Raw genomic sequence first — 21,096 nt, forward strand, 5'->3', positions numbered from 1 at the left:
TGCAGATTGTTTAAAAGTAAGAAGGGTTTTGTTGGCGGCTTCAAAACTTGCATGGCGATTTTTTTGTTCGTGAATTTTTTGTGTAAAAGAAACACGATTTGGTTTTCAAAATGCCGTACATTTAAAACCGAAGTCTAACGTACAACAGAAAAAATTATCGTTCATGCTTGCACCGAAAACGATTACGTTTCTCTTTTTTACTCACCACAAACCCACCACAATTTTTTGCGCATGAAAGCCACTACGCGATTGCAATTATCGGTCATGATGTTTTTGAACTTTTTCATTTGGGGCGGATGGTTTGTGACATTGGGAACGTACTTGTCAAATAATCTTAACGCAACAGGGGCGCAGAGCGGAAATGTTTTTTCAACACAATCCTGGGGCGCCATCATTGCTCCGTTCATTATCGGATTAATTGCAGACCGTTATATCAACGCCGAAAAAATTCTGGGCGTGCTGCACATTGTTGGCGCCTTCCTAATGTACCAAATGTATAATTCTTCCGCAATCGGGAGTTTCTATCCTTATGTATTAATGTACATGATTCTTTACATGCCCACATTGGCTTTGGTTAATTCGGTTTCTTTTAATCAAATGAACGATCCGGAAAAAGAATTTTCCAACATTCGCGTTTGGGGAACAATTGGCTGGATCGTAGCCGGGCTTTTAATCAGTTATATTTTTCATTGGGATGCGAAAGACAACGTACGGCAAGGAATGCTAAGGAATACTTTCCTCATGTCATCCATTGCTTCGCTGATTTTAGGGTTATTTAGTTTTACGTTACCCAAAACACCGCCCGCAAAATCTTCGTCTGAAAAAGTAAGCATCAAAGAAATTTTGGGCCTTGAAGCGTTGACCCTTTTGAAGAACAAAAATTTTCTTGTCTTTTTTGTTTCGTCTATTTTAATCTGCATTCCGCTTGCTTTTTACTACCAGAACACAAACGATTTCTTAACCAACATCGGCGTCGAAAATCCCACGGGCAAAATGACCATTGGCCAGGCTTCTGAAGTTCTTTTTCTCCTGGCGCTTCCGGTTTTTTTCTCAAAGTTTGGCTTCAAAAAAACAATTCTTGTGGGCATGCTGGCCTGGGCGCTGCGTTACGCTTTGTTTGCCTTCGGCAATGCCGGTGCGTTGAGTTTTATGTTGATTCTGGGCATTGCCCTGCACGGCGTTTGTTACGATTTCTTTTTTGTTTCCGGCCAGATTTACACCAACTCAAAAGCCGGTGACCGTTACAAAAGTGCCGCACAGGGTTTGATTACGTTAGCAACGTACGGAGTGGGCATGTTGCTTGGCTTTGCCATTGCGGGAAAGATAACCGACAGTTATAAAATTGCCGAACACCAATACAATTATAAAATGGTTTGGCTGATGCCCGCCGGCATTGCCTTCGTGGTGCTGTTGATTTTCGCTGTCTTTTTTAAAGACGAAAAGAAAGAAGTTGTTACCGAACCTGAAGCCGAAAAAGGATTGGCTGCCACACGTCTTACCTAATCATTATGGAAAGAAGAGGAATGATAAAAAATTTATTGTTAACCGGTACGGCCGTTGCCGCGTCGCCGGTAATTTCTTTGGCTGGAAGTGATGTTGTTACTGCGAAAGAAGAAAAATTGAAAGGCAACATCAACCATTCTGTTTGTCAATGGACCTACAATTTTTTACCGCTTGATGAATTATGTCGGGCCGTGAAAAAAATTGGTTTCAGCGCCATTGATTTGGTGGGCCCGAAAGACTGGCCCACGTTGCAAAAAAACGGCATCTTCAGTTCCATGTGTTATACCGCCGGCGAGAACAGTTTAACCAAAGGCTGGAACGATCCAAGCCAACATGCGAGGCTGATAAAAGACTTTACGGAAGCAATTCCCCTTGTTGCCAAAGCCGGTTATAAAAACGTCATTACGTTTAGCGGCAACCGCGCAGGAATGGATGACGAAACGGGATTAAAAAATTGTGTGACCGGTTTAAAGCAAATCATGTCACTGGCCGAAAAGAACGGTGTGATGGTGCAGATGGAATTGTTAAACAGCAAGGTCAATCACAAAGATTACATGTGTGATAAAACACCTTGGGGGGTTGAATTGTGCAAGCGGCTTGGCTCGCCTAATTTTAAACTGCTCTACGACATTTACCACATGCAGATTGACGAAGGTGATGTCATTCGCACCATCCAGGACAATCACGAATACATTGGGCATTACCATACGGGCGGGGTTCCCGGGCGGCACGAAATAGACGACAGCCAGGAGCTTTATTACCCCGCAATCATGAAAGCCATTCTTGCTACAGGTTTTAAAGATTATGTAGCGCAGGAATTCATTCCTACGGGCAAAGACAACGGCGATAAAATAGCTTCGTTGAAAAATGCAATCAAGATTTGCGACGTGTAAATCTGGCTTTGTTGTAAACGAGACCAAATGATTTTTTCTTGATAAAATACTTCTAACGATAAACACAAAACATGGCAGACAATACGTACGATGCGATCGTCGTCGGTTCCGGGATTAGCGGCGGATGGGCGGCTAAAGAACTCACGCAAAAAGGATTAAAAGTTTTACTGCTCGAACGCGGCGAAGACGTAAAGCACCGCGTGGATTATCCGAGTACAAACAAAGACCCCTGGGAGTTTCCACACCGCGGCGGACGCACACAGCAAATGATTAAAGACTATCCGGTACTGAAACGCGATTACCCCCTGAACGAAATGAACCTCGCATGGTGGGCATCGGATAAAGATTGTCCCTATACAGAAGTCAAGCGTTTCGACTGGTATCGCGGTTATCACGTGGGCGGCCGTTCGCTTATGTGGGGACGACAATCGTACCGCTGGAGCGATTTTGATTTTGAAGCCAACGCAAAAGACGGCATTGCCATTGACTGGCCCATTCGCTACAAAGACATTGAGCCGTGGTACGGTTACGCAGAAAGCTTTGCAGGCATCAGTGGTTCCAAAGACGGCTTGTCGCAATTGCCCGACGGAAACTTTTTGCCGGCAATGGAAATGAATTGCGTCGAGAAAGACGTATCGGCACGCATCAAGGAAAAGATGGGCCGTAGCATGATCATCGGCCGTACGGCCAACATCACACAACCCAAGCCCGAACAGGACCGGGTGAACTGCCAGTACCGCAATAAATGTTGGTTGGGATGTCCGTTTGGTGCTTATTTCAGCACGCAATCGGCCACGCTTCCAGTAGCCATGAAAACCGGTAACCTTACGCTTCGTCCCTGGTCGATTGTAAAAGAGATTATCTATGACAAAGACACCAAAAAAGCGAAAGGCGTCCGCATTCTTGATGCGCAAAACAACCAGACCTACGATTACTTTTCAAAGATTGTTTTTGTAAACGCCTCGACGCTCAACTCAGCCTGGGTGCTGATGAATTCTGCTACCGATGTATGGCCGGATGGTTTGGGCAGCAGCAGCGGCGAGTTGGGCCACAATTTAATGGACCATCATTTCCGCGTCGGCGCATCGGGTCGTGTTGACGGTTATGACGACAAATATTATTACGGTAAACGCCCTAATGGAATTTACGTGGTGCGGTACCGTAACCTCTTTGACGACAAACGCGATTACCTGCGCGGCTTTGGTTACCAGGGCAGCGCCAGCCGCGAAGGCTGGGCAAGAGAGATTGCCGAACTGACGATTGGCGGAGAATACAAAGATGCGCTTTGCGAACCCGGTGCATGGACTATGGGAATGACCGCTTTTGGTGAAATGCTGCCTTATCACGAAAACAAAATTTCGCTGGATAAAACAAGAAAAGACAAATGGGGTTTGCCGGTATTGGCAATTGATTGCGAAATAAAAGACAACGAGCGGAAGATGCGTGTTGACATGATGAACGATGCAAAGGAGATGCTTGAAACCGCCGGCGTGAAAGACGTAAGAACATACGATAATGATTATGCGCCGGGCATGGGCATTCACGAAATGGGCACCGCTCGTATGGGTCGCGACCCGAAAACCTCCGTGTTAAATGAATGGAACCAAGTGTGGGATGCAAAGAATGTGTTCGTAACCGACGGTTCCTGCATGACCAGTGCAGCCTGCGTGAATCCATCCCTGACGTATATGGCGCTTACCGCAAGAGCAGCGGATTATGCGGTGAAGGAATTGAAAAAAGGAAATATTTAATTGTCTCTCCAATTTGTTGAATAGACTTACCGAACGCAAAAGAGTGCGACGCAACGGAAGCTGAATTGATAGATGAACTTCTGGTTCATAAAAATTAAAAGCGATGGAAGAAAAAGAAACCAAGTCAATTTCACGAAGAAGTTTTCTGCTTAACACCGGTCTTGCTACTGCGGGCTTTTTTATTGTACCGCGCCACGTATTGGGCCGCGGTTTTATTGCGCCGAGCGACCGCTTGACCATCGCCAGCATCGGCGTCGGTGGCAAAGGCCAAAGTGACATTGCCAATTTTTACAAAAGCGGAAAGGCCGACATTGCTTTCCTGTGCGATGTGGATGACCGTCGTGCCGCCAACAGCGTGAAAGCTTTCCCGAAAGCAAAATATTACAAAGACTGGCGCGAACTGCTCGACAAAGAAGCCAAAAACTTTGATGCGGTTTCCGTTTCCACACCCGATCACAACCACGCCGTGATAACACTTGCCGCCATGCAGGCCGGCAAGCACGTGTACGTGCAAAAACCGCTGACACATGATATTTACGAAGCAAGGGTTTTAACCGAAGCCGCAAAAAAATACAAGGTCGTCACGCAGATGGGAAACCAGGGCGCTTCGGGCGACGGCGTGCGGCAAATGATGGAATGGTACGACGACGGCGTGATTGGAAAAGTGCATACCGTTTACGTATGGACAGACAGACCTGTTTGGCCGCAAGGCATTCAATGGCCCACGGCAAAAGCGGAAGTACCGAAAGAACTGGACTGGAATCTCTGGCTGGGCACAGCGCCGTATAAAGATTACGTAGAGAAGATTGTGCCGTTCAATTGGCGCGGCTGGTGGGATTACGGAACCGGTGCATTGGGCGACATGGGTTGCCACCTGATTGAGCCTGCGTTTCGCGTACTGGACCTGCAATACATAAACGACGTGCAAGCCAGCGTAGGCAGTGTTTACGTGGATGAATTCAAGCGCGGTTATTTCCCTGATAGCTGTCCGCCGTCAAGCCACGTGACCATGACGTTTCCGGAAACACACAAAACAAAAGGCCCGGTAACCTTGCATTGGATGGACGGCGGCATTCAACCGGAAAGGCCAGCAGAATTGGGCGCAAATGAAATTTTTGGCGACGGCGGCAACGGCTGTTTGCTCATCGGTACAAAAGGCAAAATGATGTGCGATACGTACAGCCGCAATCCGCGTTTGTTGCCCACCGCAAAAACCGCTGAAGTAAAGGCGAAAGTGAAACAAAAAATAGCCCGTGTGCAGGGCGGCGAAGACGGCCATTATGCGCAATGGGTGGAAGCGGCCATTGCCGGATACGGCAACAAGCCAGTAAGTTCGCCATTTGAAATTGCGGGCCCGTTGACCGAAGCCTTGCTGATGGCTAATCTCGCCATCCGGGCTTACGATATTAGAACATCAAGATCCGATGGAAAAGGGTTTAATTACCCCGGCCGCGGCCTAAAATTATTGTGGGACAAAGACGCTATGAAGGTGACGAATCTTGACGACGTAAACCAGTTTGTAAAACGTCAATACCGGCAGGGGTTTAATTTAAACTGGTCGTAAAGAAAAATTAGTTGACCATACACGAACACGCACACTAGCGAATAAATAAACAATTAAAACAAACGCTATGGATCGCAGAGACGCAGTGAAATATATCTCGGTTTTAATGGGTTCGGCCCTCGTTGGCGGTGATGCTTTTTTGCTCGGTTGCAAATCAAACTCGGGCAAAACCGATTGGCTGTCGGCAGAAAGCGTCGCTTATCTTGACGAGATTGGCGAAACCATTTTGCCCCGCACCAAAACACCCGGCGCCAAAGACGCACAAGTTGGAAAATTCATGCAGGTGATGGTGAACGATTGCTATGAAGAAGGCGATCAGCGGGCTTTTAAAGAAGGCATGGACAAACTGAACGACGCCAGCAAGAAGAAGTTTGACAAGACCTTCATGGAAGCGTCGCCGGAACAGCGCAAAGAACTTCTCATAGCTGTTGACAAGGAGGCAAAGGACTATCAAAAATCAATCGCCGATTACAACCGGGTGGAAGACGACAAATACAATAAAAACTTGAGTTACGTGCGGCAAAAAAAGTCGCCGCATTATTTTACCATGATGAAGCAGCTAACCTTGCTTGGCTTCTTTACGTCGAAGCCCGGCTTAACCCAAGCCTTGCGGTACAATGCCGTTCCCGGAAAATTTGAAGGCTGCATTCCTTACAAAAAAGGCGACCCCGCCTTTGCTTAAACCATCGAACCATGACACAAAGCAGACGATCATTTTTACAAAACGCAGGACTTGCGGCCTCAGGAATTTTATTGAGCAGCTACCTGCCCTCTTGTAAAACAGCGGCCGCAAGCAAAAGCATCAACCAGAATTTTGGCTTGCAGCTTTATACCCTTCGCGATGATTTGCCCAAAGATCCAAAAGGCATTTTAACGCAAGTAGCTTCCTTTGGCTACAAGCAAATTGAAAGCTTTGAAGGAGGGCAAGGCATCTTTTGGGGCATGAGCAATACCGAGTTTAAAAAGCTGATGGACAATTTGGGCATGACCATCGTTTCAAGCCACTGCGACATCAACAAAGACTTTGAACGCAAAGCCTCCGAAGCCGCCGCCATCGGCATGAAATATCTTCTTTGTCCTTACCTCGGTCCTCAAAAAAGCATTGATGATTTCAAGCGCTTTGCCGATACGTTTAACAAACGCGGTGAAGTGTGTAAGCAGAACGGCATTCGCTTCGGTTACCACAACCACGATTACGGTTTCAAACCCGTTGATGGTCAACTGCCGCAAGACGTGCTGATGCAAAACACCGACAAGGATTTGGTAGATTTTGAGATGGACATGTATTGGGTGGTAACGGCCGGACAAAATCCTTCCGACTGGTACAGGAAATATCCAGGCCGCTTCAAACTTTGCCACGTTAAAGACCGGCAAAAAGGTGTGCCTTTAACCGAAAAAAAGAACGTCTCTGTTGTATTGGGCACCGGCTCTATTAATTTCCCCTCGCATTTAAAAGTTGGCGTCGCCAATGGTCTAAAATATTTTATCGTTGAGCAGGAAGCCTACGAAGGCACAACGCCTTTGGCTGCAACCAAAGACGATGCAACGTACATGAAAAACGTTAAGATCAGTGCTTAACGCGGCACCGAATCTTTTCTCGTGCTGTCGGCACTTTGCCGGTTATCCAGTACAATGCCATTGAGGGTGTCGGGCCGGTTGCCATTTACGTTTTGCACATTGGTAGTGCTTGGTCCGCTTTCGCCGGAGTTTGTATTAGAATTGGTGTTGGCTTTGTCGTTGTTGCAAGCAAACAGAAAGGCAGCACAAAGAAGCCCGAAAAAAATTTTTTTCATCGTTCCCATTTTTAATTAAGCATCTCTCCTGCAATAATTCAACCAACGATATTTTTCAGCAAGCCAATTCAAAACAGCCATGAAAAAAGTCGCGAAAGGTTTTCTTGCCTGTCTTCTGTTCGCAGGCATTTCTTTCACAAGCAAAGCACAGGAAAAACCCTGGATGCTGGCGCCTTTTGTTAAGCAAGACGCAGCCAATCCTTGCCTGCTTCCTTCGAAGCAACGCTTTGTTGATCCCGTTCGCAAAAGCAGCGTTGGCTGGGAGGAAAAAGACGTTTTCAATCCGGCAGCCGTTGTTCGTAACGGGAAAATTTATTTGTTGTATCGTGCGCAAGACAGCATTGGGAAACCGGCAGGCACATCACGCATTGGCCTTGCGTACAGCAGCGATGGATTGCATTTCACAAAACTGAAAACGCCGGTTCTTTATCCTGATAACGACGCGTATAAAAAATACGAATGGGAAGGCGGCTGCGAAGATCCCCGCATTGTGGAAGATGATAACGGAACTTATTACATGACTTACACTGCCTATGATGGAACAACAGCAAGGCTTTTCATTGCCACGTCAAAAGATTTGGTGCATTGGACAAAGCACGGTTCTGTTTTTAAAAATGCCGACGGTGGAAAGTACATCAACTACTGGTCGAAATCGGGTTCTATCATTTGTACCGCCAAGGGCGATAAGCTCGTCACCACAAAAATCAAAGGCAAGTATTGGATGTATTGGGGTGAATCAAACATCTACATGGCCACATCTGATAACTTAATAGATTGGACGCCGATACCCGAAACCGATCCTTCGAAAAAAAGTTTCGATTCGTTGCGCAATTACGAAGCATTCAAAATTTTGTTCTCACCGCGAAAGAAAAAGTTTGACAGCGAATTGGTAGAACCCGGGCCGCCGGCGATGATAACAAAAGACGGCATCCGCTTTATTTACAACAGCAAGAACAGTCCCGAATATGGCGACAAAACTTTGCCGGATGGCGTCTACGCCGCAGGGCAAATTTTGCTGGACAAGAATGATCCAACCAAAGTCGTTGACCGTTGCGAACATAATTTTTTCAAGCCCGATAAACCTTACGAAATAACGGGCCAGGTGAACAACGTTTGTTTTTTAGAAGGTCTTGTGCCGTTTAAAGGCAAATGGTTTTTGTATTACGGTACGGCTGATTCAAAGATTGCAGTTGCTGTGCATTAGTATTTTTTTGGCGAGATTAAATTGCAAGGTCCAGCGCCAGCACGCCCGCTAAACCCAAAACTGAAATCAACGTTTCCATCACCGTCCAGGTTTGAAAAGTTTGCTTCATGCTCAAACCAAAATATTCTTTAAACATCCAGAAGCCGGTGTCGTTTACGTGTGAAAAAAACAAACTCCCCGCTCCTACCGACAGCACCATTAATTCGGGTGAAATACCAGGTGCAAGAAAAGGAACCATGATGCCCGATGCCGTTAATGCAGCCACTGTGGCTGAACCAAGGGCAACACGAAAAAGTGCGGCAATCAACCAGCCAAGCACCAGCGGAGACAAATGCAAATGAGTTGAATAAGTCTTGATCGCATCACCCACCTTGCTGTCAACCAACACTTGCTTGAATGCACCGCCCGCCGCTATCACCAAAATAATAAGGGCAATTGTTTTGATTCCTTCCGTGCAATAAAGCGCCGTTTTTTCAGCGTTCAGTTTTAGCAGAATTACGCTCAAGCCAAGCGACAAAAGCAAGGCCAGTGTTGGCTCTTGCAGAAACAAAAAAATATTCTTCAACCATCCATTTGTAAGATAAATGCCGGCCGTTCCCACTGCAATCAAAGCCACCGGCGAAAGAATGATCAAAAAACTTTTTGCAGCCGTTGGCAAGGCGTTTTCGTTTGCTGCTTCAACCGTTATGGCTTCATCAACATTTTTCTTTTTAACGATAAGCCGCGGATAAAGAATACCGGCGATAACGGCAAGTGGAAGCGCAATAAGTAAACCGTACAACAATGTTTTTCCAATGCTTGCGTGAAAGATGGCGGCCAGCGCAACCGGGCCCGGATGCGGCGGAAGAAAGCCGTGTGTTACCGACAAAGGCGCCACCATTGGCAAACCCACGTAAAGCAAAGGCAGCCGCGTGGTTTTGGCGATGGCAAAAACAAGCGGTACCAGCACCACAAAGCCAGCGTTGTAAAAAAGCGGAATGCCCGCCAGCAATCCCGTAAACAAAATGGCCCATTGAATATGCTTTATGCCAAAACTTTTTGTCAACACAAAAACAAGCTTTTGCGCTGCGCCGCTTTCTTCAGCAATTTTACCGATGATGGCACCCAGCACAAGCACCATAACTGTTCCGCCCAACGTATTTCCAATGCCGTTGTTGACAGAAGAAACAACTTGCGAAACACTCATGCCAAAAGCCAATCCACTTAATATGGAAACGGCCAGCAGAGCCAGTACCGGACTGATTTTTTTCAGGATAAGAAAAACAAGAAGAATGATCGAAGCAAGAAGGATGAGCAATTGCATCAGTGTGTGTATTGATGAAGCGTGTGCATGGCTTCTTTTAACGAAGGATAAAGTCCTTTGTAAACAGCAAACAATTTGTGATAGACTTCTGCATTTTCTTTGATTGGTTCCGTTGCATCCCTCTTGGCTTGATAAAGAAAAGCGTAATCGCTGGCGGCATTCAATTCCTTCAATGCAAGATAAGCGGCACCAATGGCCGATGCGTCGCCAGCATCCTCTGTAAGTATTTTTCTTCCTATAACGTCGGCAAGAATTTGAACAAAGGCTTTTGCTTTAGCCACGCCACCGCTTAATTTAATTTCCCCCACCGTCGGCAAGTTTTTTTCCAAAGAAGATAGAACATCAAACAACGAATAACAAACGCCTTCCATCGCAGCCCGTAGAAAACAATTTTTGTCGTGAACGGACTTAACGCCGAAATAAACACCGTAACTTTTCTCGTCCCAAATTGGCGCTCTTTCGCCGTGCAGGTAAGGCAAAAAAAGCAAATCCTTGCTGCCTGCCGGAACGTTCTCAATTGCGCGAAACGCTTCTTCAAAAATTTTTTTCTCTTTGTTTTGTGGTGCAAATTTTTCTACGGCCCATTCTACCGTGTTGCCGCCGTTGTTGGTGGCGCCGCCACAAACAAATGTCTTTTCATCAAGCAGGTAATTGAAGATCATTCTTTCTTCATCAACAATTGGCGAAGGGGAAGTAATTCGCACCGCCGCACTTGTGCCAATAGTAATGGCTGCTACTGACGCATCAAAACAGCCGCTGCCCAAATTGGCAAGACAACCATCGCTTGCACCCATATAAAAAATCGTATTGATTGGAATGTTTAAATTTTTGGCAACATCAGAAAGCAAACCCTTTTTCTTGTGCGTTGTTGAAACAGGCAGCGACAATCGTTCGGAAGAAATGCCGGCAAAAAACAAAGCTTCTTCGTGCCATTGCAAGGAATAAATATTGAACAAACCCGTTGCCGACGCAATGGAATAATCAACCGCGTATTCGCCAAACAATTGCTGCCAGATGAACTCCTTTACTGAAATGAACTTGTACGCGTTTTTAAACAATTCCGGTTTAAATTCTTTCAGCCACCTGATTTTGCACAGCGGCGACATGGCGTGCAACGGTGTGCCGGTAGCCTTGTAAATCCGTTTACCTTCATCGGAATGCCGAAGGCTCTGTGCAATCTCGCTGCTTCGCGTATCGGACCAAAGCAAGGCCTTCATCAAAGGCGCTCCTTTTTCATCGACTGCAAGAATGCTGTGCATGGCAGCGCTTAAACAAACGGCTTGCGGAGCATTTGTTTGCCGACCAGCAATTTCGCTCAGGCATTGCTTGAACGCTGTATATACCGCAAAAACATCCTGCTCGCTTTCGTCCGTTGCAGCGGAAGGATAGTGCGTTTGAACGGCATCAATCGCTTCACCGTTGGCTTTAACTGCAACAGCTTTCACGCTTCCTGTACCAATGTCAATTCCGATTACATAAGCCTGCGGTTCCTGCATTGTGGTCAAAATGTTTTTGTGTGAAGGAACAATACTCAATCTGCTTTCGGCTAATAAAGTGGCAAGAAAAAGTATTCTCCTGACTGAACTTATTGCCGCAACGTTGATAAGGTTGAATAAATCTTGTTCAATTGAAAAATGGTGTGCAAAACGATCAATCGAAAATGGTACGACTTAAATGTTTGAACGCTTCCATGGCGCCCATGTATTCACAAGTGCGTGCCCCGGCTTTGTTGGCGTTGGCAATGATTTTTTTCCAATCGTCCATGTCCATTGCCTGTATCATGGGCAGAGAAAAATTACTGAGTTGATGAAGAACCGCACCCACAAAGGCATCGCCTGCACCGGTCGTGTCCACAGCTTGAACGGCAATGCTCGGCACCGTTGCTGTTTTGCCGGCATGTACCAATAACGTTCCTGCTTTGCCAAGCGTTATTGCAAACACTGCGCTTGTGCCTTCGGCCAAAATCGTTGCGGCATCCACTACGGATGATTGATGCGTGAGCAACATCGCTTCTTCATCGCTCACTTTAAAAAAATGACACTGCTTTAAAAACGTCCAGCTTTGTTCAATGAAGCTTTCTTTTTTATCACCGAAAAGTAGATTGCGATAGTTTGGATCAAAGGAAATGAACTGGCCGCCCTCTCTTGCACGATGCAAAAGACTTACGTAGGCTTCCTGCAAAGGACCCGGCAAAAAAGCCGTAGCTGAACCAAAATGCACAATGGAAACTTCGCCGAGGCTGATGTGCTGCACGTCATCCGTTGAAAGTTGCCCGTCGGCGCCGCGGTTAAAAACAAAATCGCGTCCGCCGTCCTGCATCAGCGAAACAAAAGCAAAGGTTGTAAACGAAGATTTGTCAAGCGACATCCAAATGGTTGACACGCCAAAATCTTTCATCACGTCCACCAGTTGGCGGCCAAAGGGATCGTCGCCAACTTTGGCCGCCAGCAACACATCACCGCCAAGGGCTGCAATGGCCGCCGCAACGTTTGTGGGCGCACCGCCGGGCTTTTTTAAAAAATGTTCGCCTTCGGAAAGCGAGCGGCCCGTGTCGGTGCAAATCATGTCAATGAGCGCCTCACCAATGCAAAGAATTTTCATGTTGATTTTTTATGGGCCAGAGGCCGGAATAATGATTGAACTTTTTCACTGCGTGACACATCGTCCTTCATCTCCATCGTCGCACCAAAAAATTAAGGTCAAAATAATTCGCCCTGAATTAAAAAAGGTTTTTTCAAATGCAGGCCACAGGCTGCGTTCAGCTTGTCAACAAAATAGCTAACCAACTCCGGCGAATGTTTCTCTTCTGCCATGTGCACAATAAAATACAATTCTTGCAGGCCTTTATTCAACCAATCATTTATCCGTTTTATCCAGTCGTCAATTCTTGTATAATCGGTTGGATGAAGATTGTTTGACACAAACCGCACGAACGCTTTCGGTATGGTAAGATGCATGTGACAAGCATCTCTCCTGCCTGCCGTATCGGTTATCACCAATCCTTTGTTTACCGCACGAAGCAAATCCCCCAACCATTCCATTTCCTTTGCCTCAAACCAGGCCGGGTGACGCAGTTCCACAAAGAGATTCATGGCCGTGGGCAAGGCGTGAATGAAGTATTGTAATTCTTTTTTCCGCTGCGGGCCAAAGCCATCGCTCAATTGCAAAAACAAGGGGCCAAGGTGTTCGCCAAAGGCAGCAATGCTTTTTTCGAAGGCATGCATCAGCGGCAGTTTTTCCGTTAACGAACCTTCGTGGCTGATACCCTGGAAAACTTTTGGACAAAACTTAAAATCAACGGCACCGGCTTTCGCTGCCCACTTTGCAATCGTAGCTTCATCGTAAAGATTGTAAAAGGTTGAATTGAGTTCGATGCAATTAAATTGCTTTACGTATTCGTCGAGAAAGTGAGCATCGGCTGTGCCTTTTGGATAAAGTTTCCCTATCCATTCCTTCACTCCCCAGCGCGGACAACCAACGTAAATCTTCTGCGAAGCGGTGCGTTGCCCGGGTAAGACAAGTTTGTTCTCTTCCGGTTCGGGCGGAAGCCCAAAATCAATTTTATCAAGTGAAGTATATGGAATTTTGCCAAAGTCCATAATGAGTTTAGCCGCAGTTACACAAAATTTGTTTTGTCGTACGCATTGGATAAAGAACTGCCCAAATTGAAAGAGCAATTTGTACAAGCGTTGTTGATGGTTTTACAAGCGAACTTTTGCGTCATCATTCAATGGCTTGTGTTTGCTTTGAACATTTCGTAAAATTTCAAATACACGCCGTTCGTCCAGCCGAAGCCGTCCTGCGTTGGGTATTCGCCGCCGCCGCTTTCCAAATGAATGTTCTCCACGTTGTATTTCTCCAACATTTTACCCGTGGCTTTAAAAACCCTTTCGTTCACCGCCATCCATCGTTCGCCAATCGTTCGGGCCAAATCGTTCTGCCCGTAATTGATCAAACCTTGTGCGGTTATAAATTGCAAAGGCGCCCAGCCGTTCGGTGCGTCCCATTGCTGGCCCGTGTGATAAACAGTTGTGACCACGCCGCCGTCGCGCAAAAATTTTTCTTCCACAATTTTTTTCACCTCATCGGCTTGTGCAGCCGTTGCTGCTTTTGTAAACAACGGCAACATACCGGCAAGACTCCATTTGTCGGTCGTATGTTTCTCCGTAAAATCGTAATCAAAAAAATACTTCAGCTTGTCGTTCCAGCAGTATTTCGACAAAGCTTCTTTTCGTTTCTCTGCTTTTTTTGCATAGGCATCCGACTTGGCCTCTTGTTTCGATGCTTTTGCGGCCTGGCTCAATATCCATTCGTATTTATACAACAAGGAGTTTAAATCAACGGGAATGATGTTCGTCGTTTCAACGGTGTTTAAATGAACGGTGTCCTGAAACCAACGGCTGCTAAAATCCCAACCGCTCTCCGCTCCTGCCCGAAGATTTGTAAATGCTTTTCGGTCTTTGTTCTTGTAATCTTTCGCAGTCGTTATATCCTGAACATAACTCTCTTGCCGCGGTGCGTTGTTGTCGTCGTAATAACGATTGAGAAGGGAACCGTCTGGCAATTTCACCACGCGGCGATGGGCAGCATTCGCTTTCAAATTGTTTGCACCTTCCATCCACCAATTGTATTCTTTTTCCAGCGCAGGCAAATATTTTTTGTAAACCGCATCACCGTTTTTATTGTGCAGAAGTTCTACCATCATTGCAAAATAAGGTGGCTGCGAACGGCTTAGATAATAGTTGCGGTTGCCGTTGGGAATGTGTCCGTAAGTATCAATGAGGTACTTGAAATTATCCAGCATTTCTTCAATCAAATCGTACCGGCCGCTGGCGGCAAGACCTTGCATGGTAAAGTAACTGTCCCAATAATAAATTTCCCGAAAACGTCCGCCGGGAACGATGTAAGAATCGGGCAAAGGCAGCAGCGAACTCCATTTGCGGAGCGTATCGGCTTTGCGGGTTAACGTGTTCCAGAGTTCCGCGAGGTGTTCGTTTAAGTTGAGGCCTCGTGTGAAGGCAGCGCCGGGTGTAACGGGCAAATAAAAATTATCCAGAACAAAAGCACGAAGGCTTGCCGAATCTTTTTTCTTCAAGGCCGCGTATTTTTTTAGAATGATGTCAGGCTTATACTGCGGCACCATGTCCACGAAGGTTTTATTATCCCCGAGGGCTTTTTTAAGTTGCACGTCTTCGAAGAGTTTGCCCCAAAGTTTATCCGGTGTTGGTGTGACCTGAGCAAAAACAAAAACCGGGAACAGTAAAGACAGAGAAAGCAAAAAACGTTTCATCAGCAAGCGTTTGATGTAGTTTTAAAGATAGGAATTGTAAGCGTTTGAAGCGATGTTGTCCATTCAGAAAACAAAACGCTTTTCAAAAACAAATAAAGGCTACCCATCTGCTGTAAAATCAACCGTTTTACCTGCTCTTTGTTTCGGCGGTATCAGAAGCCCGTAAATTTGCAAGGGCGGTTTTTATTTTTTCTTCCTCTTTGCCATTCGTCTTCTTTGCACCAGAATCGCCGCGATTAAAAAACGAAAGCATGTGTTTTTTCAGGTCAGCACTTGCGCTGGCAAAATTGTTTCCGGCATGCGTCAACAAAAGTTGTATATAGGTTTCGTCGGTTAGCGTGTATTCGCCGCGTTTTGTATCGTATCCCGTGTCTAAGTCTTTATTCTTCAACGACACAACCGATTGCTTCAGGTTTTGCAAGGTTCGCGAATAAAAGTATTCCACCGTGTCAAAGCTTTGGATGAAAAGCTTTTCTACTTCGGCGGTCGGTGCTTTAAACTTGAGCGGTTTCAAAGGCCCAACTTTAGGAAGAACCCTGATTAAACCCGAAAGCAAAAACGAAAACAGTTTTGGCTTGTCACGTTCGCGGCCAAACTCTTTGTTGTAGTCCGCTCGCTTCATGGCATAATAAAATTTCTGCGCTGTTAGCGTCGAATCTTTCTTGCGCAACTGGTCTCCTTTTGTTGCCCATGCGGCTTTAACCAACAGCGGAAAAAATTCTTTCACCGCCCACCGAAAGGTGTTTACGGCTCGCGAAAAATTTTTAAAAAGATCGGTCAGGTGAAGCGAGTAGGTTTTGTACAAGGCCCGGTCCAAAACCGAATCGCAAACTTTAAAGCCAATGAAATCATGGTAAGCCTGCGAAGCATAATTTCCTTTGGCCGTTTCCGAAACATCGAAGGCAAATTCAACGCGTTTGTGTGCGGCTTTGTCGTCTTCGTACGTAACAAGGTTTCCAAATTTTGTTTTGTCCTTTGGGTATTCAACCGGTACGCTTTTGTTCACGCCAATGCTGTGCCCGTACACATCAGCGTAATAATGACAAAGCGCTCCAAGCGCAAAGCTGTATTCTTCAGGGCTTTTGGCTTCGGTCAGCAACGCCTCCACAAAATCGCCTGTACGCACATAATGAACGAGGTTGGTATAAAGCACGCTGCCAAAAGGATAATAACCCATGTCGGGCGACACCGCACCGCCGTAAGCATAAGCGTGCAAATTTTTCAGTGCAGAATCCTGCAATTGGGGAAATTTTGCTTTCAACAAGGGAACAAGGAATTTGTCCCAGGCGGCATCAATCAGGGCCTCGTGCGTAAGTACGGAATAAGCTTTGCATACGGAAGGACGAAACAAGGCCAACGTCAACACAACCGAAAGCTTGAAAAGAAGCTTCATTGTTTTTGATTTAAAGAAGGCGATCTTCAAGGGCTATCATGAATTACTATAAAAAGAATACCAGCATTTGAAGATGTGCAAAATCTGTTGGAGGGAAAGTCTTTGAAAAGAGCGTACAAGCCTTAATTTACAAACATGGCCCACAACCACGATCACGACCATCATTCGCACAATCTTGATTTTGAGCGGGGCAACAAGAAGGCCTTCATCACCGGCATTTGCCTGAACCTGCTCTTTGTACTGGCCGAATTAATTGCCGGCGTTTTTTACAATTCAATGGCACTGTTGACTGATGCAGGCCACAACGCCGGCGATGTTGCCGGACTGGTCTTGTCGCTTCTTGCTTTTTGGATGGCTGGAAAAGCTTCCACAGCCAAATACACGTATGGATATAAGAAAACAACGGTGCTGGCTGCTTTGATAAACGCCGTGGTTTTGCTCATTGCCATTGGCGTTTTGGGTTTTGAATCCGTGACCCGTTTGCTCAAACCAGAACCCGTGCAGGGAACGGTTGTCGCATGGGTGGCTGGCCTTGGCATTGCGGTCAACGGGCTCTCTGCTTTCCTTTTTTACAAAGGCAAGGAAAAAGACCTAAATGCAAAAAGCGCTTATCTGCATTTGCTGGCCGATGCCTTGGTATCGTTAGGCGTAGTGGCAGCCGGCATTGTCATGAATTATACGCAATGGTACTGGCTCGATCCGGCCATCGGTCTGGTGATTATGATGGTAATATTGTTCAGCACCTGGGGACTGCTGCGCGACAGTTTTCAAATGACGATAGACGCCGTGCCCTCGGGAATTGAATTGAACGAAATAAAACGCCTGATGCTGCAAACGGAACACGTAAAGAATGTAGAACACGTTCACGTGTGGCCGCTGAGCACAACCGAAAACGCTTTGACGGCGCACGTGGGTATTGACGACGAATTAAGCTTTGATGAAAAGCTTAAGGTTGTTGCCAAACTGAAACACGAGTTGGAACACCACAACATTCATCACAGCACCATTGAACTCTACAAACTTTAAAACATGGCCATCAACGAAAACTTTACGGTCCGCGTTCGCGAAGCGCTTTCTTCTCAACCCAAGGTGGAAGAGAAGAAAATGTTTTGCGGCATATTGTTTATGGTAAATGACAAAATGTGTATCTCTGTTGGTCTTTAACGCAAAAGCCAGGTCATCAAAAAGGAAAAAGTAAAGGAAAGCCCCGGAGCGAAACCGGGGCTCGTCATTGCTATGCGAAAACTTTTTGAAAACTTATTTGAGCGAGAACACAACGCCAAAATTGACTGTGTAATCGGCAAAGGCGGCATCGCCTTGGGTGTAAACACCGGTCAGTTGCGTTCTGATTTTATCGGGTACGCTTTGAATGCGGTTGCGCTCAACGGCATACGGCACCGACAAATAAAATTGCGCCTTCTTTGTCTTGTACGCCACAACGGGTTCCGCAGAAATTACATAACCCGGACGGCGAAAACCGTTGCTTCCGCCAATGATGTCTTTCGCAGGAACGCCTTCGACTCTCATACCGGCTGAAAACCAAAATTGATTAACGGAAAGGTTTGCACCAAGACGAAACATGAACTGGTCGGGAACGCTCATCACGTCACTGCCATTCTGAATCGCTGAAGCTGAAACTATTCCGCCTCTTGCCGTGGAAACAGCATTTTGTTCCCTTGGATTAAACAAATAATAACCGTTTGTGTAGAGCCCCAATTCTTTGCTGAATTGATAAAAAGCGTTGTACTCGGTTGAGAAACCCGTGCCGCCATCGCCGAGTTGAATGGATTGGTCAACAGGCCCTAAAACTTTTGTTGAATCATTTTTCCAGAAATAATCTTGGTAGCGGTAATCACCCGTTGGCAGTTTGATACCGACACCCAATTGCACGTTTGCCTTCGTCATCTTTGCCGGATCAACAAGCCAGTAATAAGCCGAAAGGCGAATGTCACCCAAACCAAATGCATGTGTTTCGCGGCGTGCATTCGGGCTCTTGCTTCCGTTACCATAGTGCTCGTACATTGATGAACGTGCGTTGGCAATGATGGGCGCATAAAACGCAACCGACCAACGAGAGTTCAAACGGTGGGTTAAGCTAATTTCTGTTGAAAAAGAATGGTTGATAACTTCTGTGCCGGCTTCTTCTCTTTCCTTTTGCTCTACCATGCCCACAAAATGTTTGTACGATTTAAAATAGCGTGAGTTAATGCCGAAAGTCCACGACGCCTGTTTTTCGTCGTTGTGCGCACCCGCCATGGTGCAGGTTGCGCCGTTGTTGCGAATGGCCACGCAGCCTTGTGCGTTTGCTGCGTGATAAAAAGCAATCAATATGAAAAGCGAAAAAAGCTTTCTCATAAAATTATTTGTTGAGTGAAAGTTGGTTTTGCGAATTCGTTTGAATGCGAAGTTTTCCTACAATGTATTCGCCTATTTTTTTGCCGACAAGATTGCCTTGTTCCAGATCGGAGCGGAAATGAATGCCGCCGTAAAGCCTCGACCACGACGCTTCCTGTGCCGCATCGCGGAAGGATTTGAACGAACGGTCGGGAATGCCGAACTCTCTTTCCGATGAATCGCGGTAAGAAAAATTATCGCCGAAATAATGACTCATTACTTCCGCGGAAGCGGATGAAATTACCGAGTGCCCGCTTACATAAGAAGGAAAGGGCGGCGTTTGAATGTAAGGTTGCCAGGCAGGATCAAGCAGCTTGTTGATAACCGTTTCGGGCCGCACCGTGTTGTGTAAATACTTTGCTTTCCAGCAGGCAATGAAACCGTCAAACAAAGCAATGGATGTTTCTGTGTAAGCTGCAACGGTCTTGTCAAAATCAGCACCTGATTTTTGTGCGGCAATGCCCACAATGTTCATCCAATGTCCCGGCGGCGAAAACTTTTTGGTCGCGTACATCACGTGGCCCGTTACGTGAAGATTAAACGGATTGTCGTCGAAGAAATCAGCGATTTGTTTCTGTTCGTTGGTCAGGTTTTCAACCGTGCGTTTAATCTCCATGAGCTCCTTGCAATAAGCCGAGTTGCTGTCCTTCATGTTGTACGTTGGCGGTGCCGGCGGCAAAAACTGCGAGCAGGAATCAAGCGCCAGCGGACGTATGTCGCACCAATGCGGCTCCATGCCTTGCGCATACATCGGCGGCGTTGGAATCCAGCGGCCGTCTTCTTGCCTTACGGTAAATTTTTCGGCGCTGCGCGTCTTTGCGTAATTATCACCCTTGCTCCATTTCATAACGGTTGCCACAATTGTATCGCTGAACGCAACCGTATTTTTTAAAACATCAGAAGGCATGCCCGCACTGTCAGCCCCGTTTTTCAACTCATCGTAATAATCCATTAACACGCCTTCGGGAAAGGTAACCGCATTGCCCACTTTTACAAAGGACAACAAAGCAGCAAGGTGATAATCTATCGTCTTGCTTTTATCGGACTTTGGCATTTGGGGCAAGTGCTTTATTTGTCCGCTTAACGATTGGTAAGCCGAATCGCCAGCCACAATGCATTCATACGCGGCAATGTTGGCGTAAGCATAATTGCGCGACGCTACAACGGGTGAGAAGTTGTTGTACAGCACCACGTCGTTCAGGCGCTTAACGGTTTTTGAATACAGCAACGGATCAGAAGTGTATTTGGCGTAGTCGCCGGACTTGTGTTTGCAGGCAAACAAACTAACTGCGCAGAGCAGCACGAAAAACTTTTTCATGAATTAACGGAAGATGTTTTGTAATGAATAAGGCAATCTTGTAGAAGGAAATCAAAGGTCGTCAGATTGCCTGCGGAGGACGTTCTTGCTGCAGAGAATAATTAGCAAAAGAGAAAGATGTGTTGGTTACACGAATTGTTGTTGCTAATAGAGAAGATGACACTGAGAAATTGGTTTGTTCCTCGCAGAAAAAATCAGGCAGGCTTATTTTTAAAACGCCGCTGTTTTTTTTCTCCTGGGATTGGTCGGTAGAAGCTTTTGCGAAATCATTGCTGATGGATTTCAAACCTGTTTTGGTTTTATTGGGAAGGCAGAGAAGTTCAAGCGTGTCGTTGTGAACGCGGCGCTTGACGTACTCGTAGTCTTTGCCGTCAATGTTGATAGAACCGTAGGCCCTTTCGAATTTATTGAAGTTTGTGTAGTAAGGAAGATTCAGTTTTGTTTTTACGGAGACCAGTTCATCGTCGCCGTATTGGGCCGCATCCACTTTTTGTTCAATTCTTGCGGTGCTGGCCTTGCTCATGTAAGCAATCATCAGCCTGTATCCATAAAGGTTGAATACAAGAATCAGAAGAAACAGTATCGCAGCAAAACGTTTCAAGCAATCAATTGTGGTGAAAAGATAGGGAAAGTTTTGAAATGGAAAAGTTTTGGATACACTGAATTTCTTGCGTGAGAGATAGAAGCGGA

Annotated in this window: 19 protein-coding genes; 9 read left to right on the forward strand and 10 right to left on the reverse strand. The window is 46.1% G+C overall.

Annotated features, from left to right (window positions below):
* Positions 1-231: 231 nt before the first annotated feature.
* From FSB75_RS06030 to FSB75_RS06055, 6 genes are all read left to right on the forward strand, one after another.
* Positions 232-1,503: a nucleoside permease gene (locus tag FSB75_RS06030; RefSeq protein WP_146784251.1), complete on the forward strand. Its 1,272-nt coding sequence runs from the start codon at positions 232-234 to the stop codon at positions 1,501-1,503.
* A 20-nt stretch (positions 1,504-1,523) separates the two neighbouring features.
* On the forward strand, positions 1,524-2,396 hold the full coding sequence (locus FSB75_RS06035) for a hydroxypyruvate isomerase family protein (protein WP_227990788.1): 873 nt from the start codon (positions 1,524-1,526) through the stop codon (positions 2,394-2,396).
* A gap of 71 nt (positions 2,397-2,467) precedes the next feature.
* Positions 2,468-4,147, forward strand: coding sequence for a GMC oxidoreductase (locus FSB75_RS06040; RefSeq protein ID WP_146784257.1), 1,680 nt, complete (start codon positions 2,468-2,470; stop codon positions 4,145-4,147).
* Positions 4,148-4,250: 103 nt separating this feature from the next.
* Complete coding sequence (locus FSB75_RS06045; RefSeq protein ID WP_146784260.1) at positions 4,251-5,711, forward strand: Gfo/Idh/MocA family protein; 1,461 nt, start codon at positions 4,251-4,253, stop codon at positions 5,709-5,711.
* Between the two features lie 67 nt (positions 5,712-5,778).
* Positions 5,779-6,393 carry a gluconate 2-dehydrogenase subunit 3 family protein gene (locus FSB75_RS06050; RefSeq protein ID WP_146784263.1) on the forward strand — a complete coding sequence of 205 codons (615 nt, stop codon included), beginning with the start codon at positions 5,779-5,781 and terminating at the stop codon, positions 6,391-6,393.
* Between the two features lie 11 nt (positions 6,394-6,404).
* Positions 6,405-7,289 (forward strand): sugar phosphate isomerase/epimerase family protein, encoded by an 885-nt coding sequence (locus FSB75_RS06055; protein WP_146784266.1) that lies wholly within the window; start codon positions 6,405-6,407, stop codon positions 7,287-7,289.
* Here the strand turns inward: FSB75_RS06055 and FSB75_RS06060 are convergent.
* On the reverse strand, positions 7,286-7,504 hold the full coding sequence (locus FSB75_RS06060) for a hypothetical protein (RefSeq protein ID WP_146784269.1): 219 nt from the start codon (positions 7,502-7,504) through the stop codon (positions 7,286-7,288). The two genes, FSB75_RS06055 and FSB75_RS06060, sit on opposite strands and share 4 nt — an antisense overlap.
* 79 nt (positions 7,505-7,583) lie before the next feature.
* Here FSB75_RS06060 and FSB75_RS06065 point away from each other — a divergent pair, with 79 nt between their 5' ends.
* Positions 7,584-8,708, forward strand: coding sequence for a glycoside hydrolase family 130 protein (locus FSB75_RS06065; protein WP_146784272.1), 1,125 nt, complete (start codon positions 7,584-7,586; stop codon positions 8,706-8,708).
* Positions 8,709-8,724: 16 nt separating this feature from the next.
* Here FSB75_RS06065 and FSB75_RS06070 read toward each other — a convergent pair whose 3' ends face one another.
* The 6 genes from FSB75_RS06070 to FSB75_RS06095 form a co-directional block, all read right to left on the reverse strand.
* Positions 8,725-10,011: a GntT/GntP/DsdX family permease gene (locus FSB75_RS06070; protein WP_146784276.1), complete on the reverse strand. Its 1,287-nt coding sequence runs from the start codon at positions 10,009-10,011 to the stop codon at positions 8,725-8,727.
* On the reverse strand, positions 10,011-11,507 hold the full coding sequence (locus tag FSB75_RS06075; protein ID WP_146784279.1) for a gluconokinase: 1,497 nt from the start codon (positions 11,505-11,507) through the stop codon (positions 10,011-10,013). The genes FSB75_RS06070 and FSB75_RS06075 overlap by 1 nt, the downstream gene beginning before the upstream one ends.
* A gap of 154 nt (positions 11,508-11,661) precedes the next feature.
* Positions 11,662-12,612, reverse strand: coding sequence for a carbohydrate kinase family protein (locus tag FSB75_RS06080; RefSeq protein WP_146784282.1), 951 nt, complete (start codon positions 12,610-12,612; stop codon positions 11,662-11,664).
* 98 nt (positions 12,613-12,710) lie between these two features.
* Positions 12,711-13,610, reverse strand: a complete 900-nt coding sequence (locus tag FSB75_RS06085; protein ID WP_146784285.1) for a DUF72 domain-containing protein — start codon at positions 13,608-13,610, stop codon at positions 12,711-12,713.
* A gap of 128 nt (positions 13,611-13,738) precedes the next feature.
* A complete protein-coding gene (treA, locus tag FSB75_RS06090; protein ID WP_146784288.1) occupies positions 13,739-15,301 on the reverse strand; it encodes an alpha,alpha-trehalase TreA in 1,563 nt (520 codons plus the stop codon).
* Between the two features lie 127 nt (positions 15,302-15,428).
* On the reverse strand, positions 15,429-16,694 hold the full coding sequence (locus FSB75_RS06095) for a zinc dependent phospholipase C family protein (protein ID WP_146784291.1): 1,266 nt from the start codon (positions 16,692-16,694) through the stop codon (positions 15,429-15,431).
* A gap of 135 nt (positions 16,695-16,829) precedes the next feature.
* On the opposite strand from FSB75_RS06095, the gene FSB75_RS06100 reads away from it, so the two are divergent.
* Positions 16,830-17,720 carry a cation diffusion facilitator family transporter gene (locus tag FSB75_RS06100; RefSeq protein WP_146784294.1) on the forward strand — a complete coding sequence of 297 codons (891 nt, stop codon included), beginning with the start codon at positions 16,830-16,832 and terminating at the stop codon, positions 17,718-17,720.
* Positions 17,721-17,723: 3 nt separating this feature from the next.
* The gene (locus FSB75_RS22005) at positions 17,724-17,858 is read left to right on the forward strand and encodes a TfoX/Sxy family protein (RefSeq protein ID WP_146784297.1); all 135 of its coding nucleotides are present in this window, start codon (positions 17,724-17,726) and stop codon (positions 17,856-17,858) included.
* 93 nt (positions 17,859-17,951) lie between these two features.
* Here the strand turns inward: FSB75_RS22005 and FSB75_RS06110 are convergent, their stop codons facing one another.
* From FSB75_RS06110 to FSB75_RS06120, 3 genes are all read right to left on the reverse strand, one after another.
* On the reverse strand, positions 17,952-19,049 hold the full coding sequence (locus tag FSB75_RS06110; protein WP_146784300.1) for a hypothetical protein: 1,098 nt from the start codon (positions 19,047-19,049) through the stop codon (positions 17,952-17,954).
* A gap of 4 nt (positions 19,050-19,053) precedes the next feature.
* Positions 19,054-20,406 (reverse strand): vanadium-dependent haloperoxidase, encoded by a 1,353-nt coding sequence (locus tag FSB75_RS06115; RefSeq protein WP_146784303.1) that lies wholly within the window; start codon positions 20,404-20,406, stop codon positions 19,054-19,056.
* Positions 20,407-20,467: 61 nt separating this feature from the next.
* On the reverse strand, positions 20,468-21,007 hold the full coding sequence (locus tag FSB75_RS06120) for a hypothetical protein (RefSeq protein WP_146784306.1): 540 nt from the start codon (positions 21,005-21,007) through the stop codon (positions 20,468-20,470).
* Between the last annotated feature and the right edge of the window lie 89 nt (positions 21,008-21,096).

Source organism: Flavisolibacter ginsenosidimutans (assembly GCF_007970805.1).
GTDB lineage: Bacteria > Bacteroidota > Bacteroidia > Chitinophagales > Chitinophagaceae > Flavisolibacter > Flavisolibacter ginsenosidimutans.

Excerpts from the sequence above, each read along its gene's own strand:
- FSB75_RS06030 (WP_146784251.1), top strand. The coding sequence starts at position 232 with ATGAAAGCCACTACGCGATTGCAATTATCGGTCATGATGTTTTTGAAC.
- FSB75_RS06035 (WP_227990788.1), top strand. The coding sequence starts at position 1,524 with ATGATAAAAAATTTATTGTTAACCGGTACGGCCGTTGCCGCGTCGCCG.
- FSB75_RS06040 (WP_146784257.1), top strand. The coding sequence starts at position 2,468 with ATGGCAGACAATACGTACGATGCGATCGTCGTCGGTTCCGGGATTAGC.
- FSB75_RS06045 (WP_146784260.1), top strand. The coding sequence starts at position 4,251 with ATGGAAGAAAAAGAAACCAAGTCAATTTCACGAAGAAGTTTTCTGCTT.
- FSB75_RS06050 (WP_146784263.1), top strand. The coding sequence starts at position 5,779 with ATGGATCGCAGAGACGCAGTGAAATATATCTCGGTTTTAATGGGTTCG.
- FSB75_RS06055 (WP_146784266.1), top strand. The coding sequence starts at position 6,405 with ATGACACAAAGCAGACGATCATTTTTACAAAACGCAGGACTTGCGGCC.
- FSB75_RS06060 (WP_146784269.1), bottom strand. The coding sequence starts at position 7,504 with ATGAAAAAAATTTTTTTCGGGCTTCTTTGTGCTGCCTTTCTGTTTGCT.
- FSB75_RS06065 (WP_146784272.1), top strand. The coding sequence starts at position 7,584 with ATGAAAAAAGTCGCGAAAGGTTTTCTTGCCTGTCTTCTGTTCGCAGGC.
- FSB75_RS06070 (WP_146784276.1), bottom strand. The coding sequence starts at position 10,011 with ATGCAATTGCTCATCCTTCTTGCTTCGATCATTCTTCTTGTTTTTCTT.
- FSB75_RS06075 (WP_146784279.1), bottom strand. The coding sequence starts at position 11,507 with ATGCAGGAACCGCAGGCTTATGTAATCGGAATTGACATTGGTACAGGA.
- FSB75_RS06080 (WP_146784282.1), bottom strand. The coding sequence starts at position 12,612 with ATGAAAATTCTTTGCATTGGTGAGGCGCTCATTGACATGATTTGCACC.
- FSB75_RS06085 (WP_146784285.1), bottom strand. The coding sequence starts at position 13,610 with ATGGACTTTGGCAAAATTCCATATACTTCACTTGATAAAATTGATTTT.
- treA (WP_146784288.1), bottom strand. The coding sequence starts at position 15,301 with ATGAAACGTTTTTTGCTTTCTCTGTCTTTACTGTTCCCGGTTTTTGTT.
- FSB75_RS06095 (WP_146784291.1), bottom strand. The coding sequence starts at position 16,694 with ATGAAGCTTCTTTTCAAGCTTTCGGTTGTGTTGACGTTGGCCTTGTTT.
- FSB75_RS06100 (WP_146784294.1), top strand. The coding sequence starts at position 16,830 with ATGGCCCACAACCACGATCACGACCATCATTCGCACAATCTTGATTTT.
- FSB75_RS22005 (WP_146784297.1), top strand. The coding sequence starts at position 17,724 with ATGGCCATCAACGAAAACTTTACGGTCCGCGTTCGCGAAGCGCTTTCT.
- FSB75_RS06110 (WP_146784300.1), bottom strand. The coding sequence starts at position 19,049 with ATGAGAAAGCTTTTTTCGCTTTTCATATTGATTGCTTTTTATCACGCA.
- FSB75_RS06115 (WP_146784303.1), bottom strand. The coding sequence starts at position 20,406 with ATGAAAAAGTTTTTCGTGCTGCTCTGCGCAGTTAGTTTGTTTGCCTGC.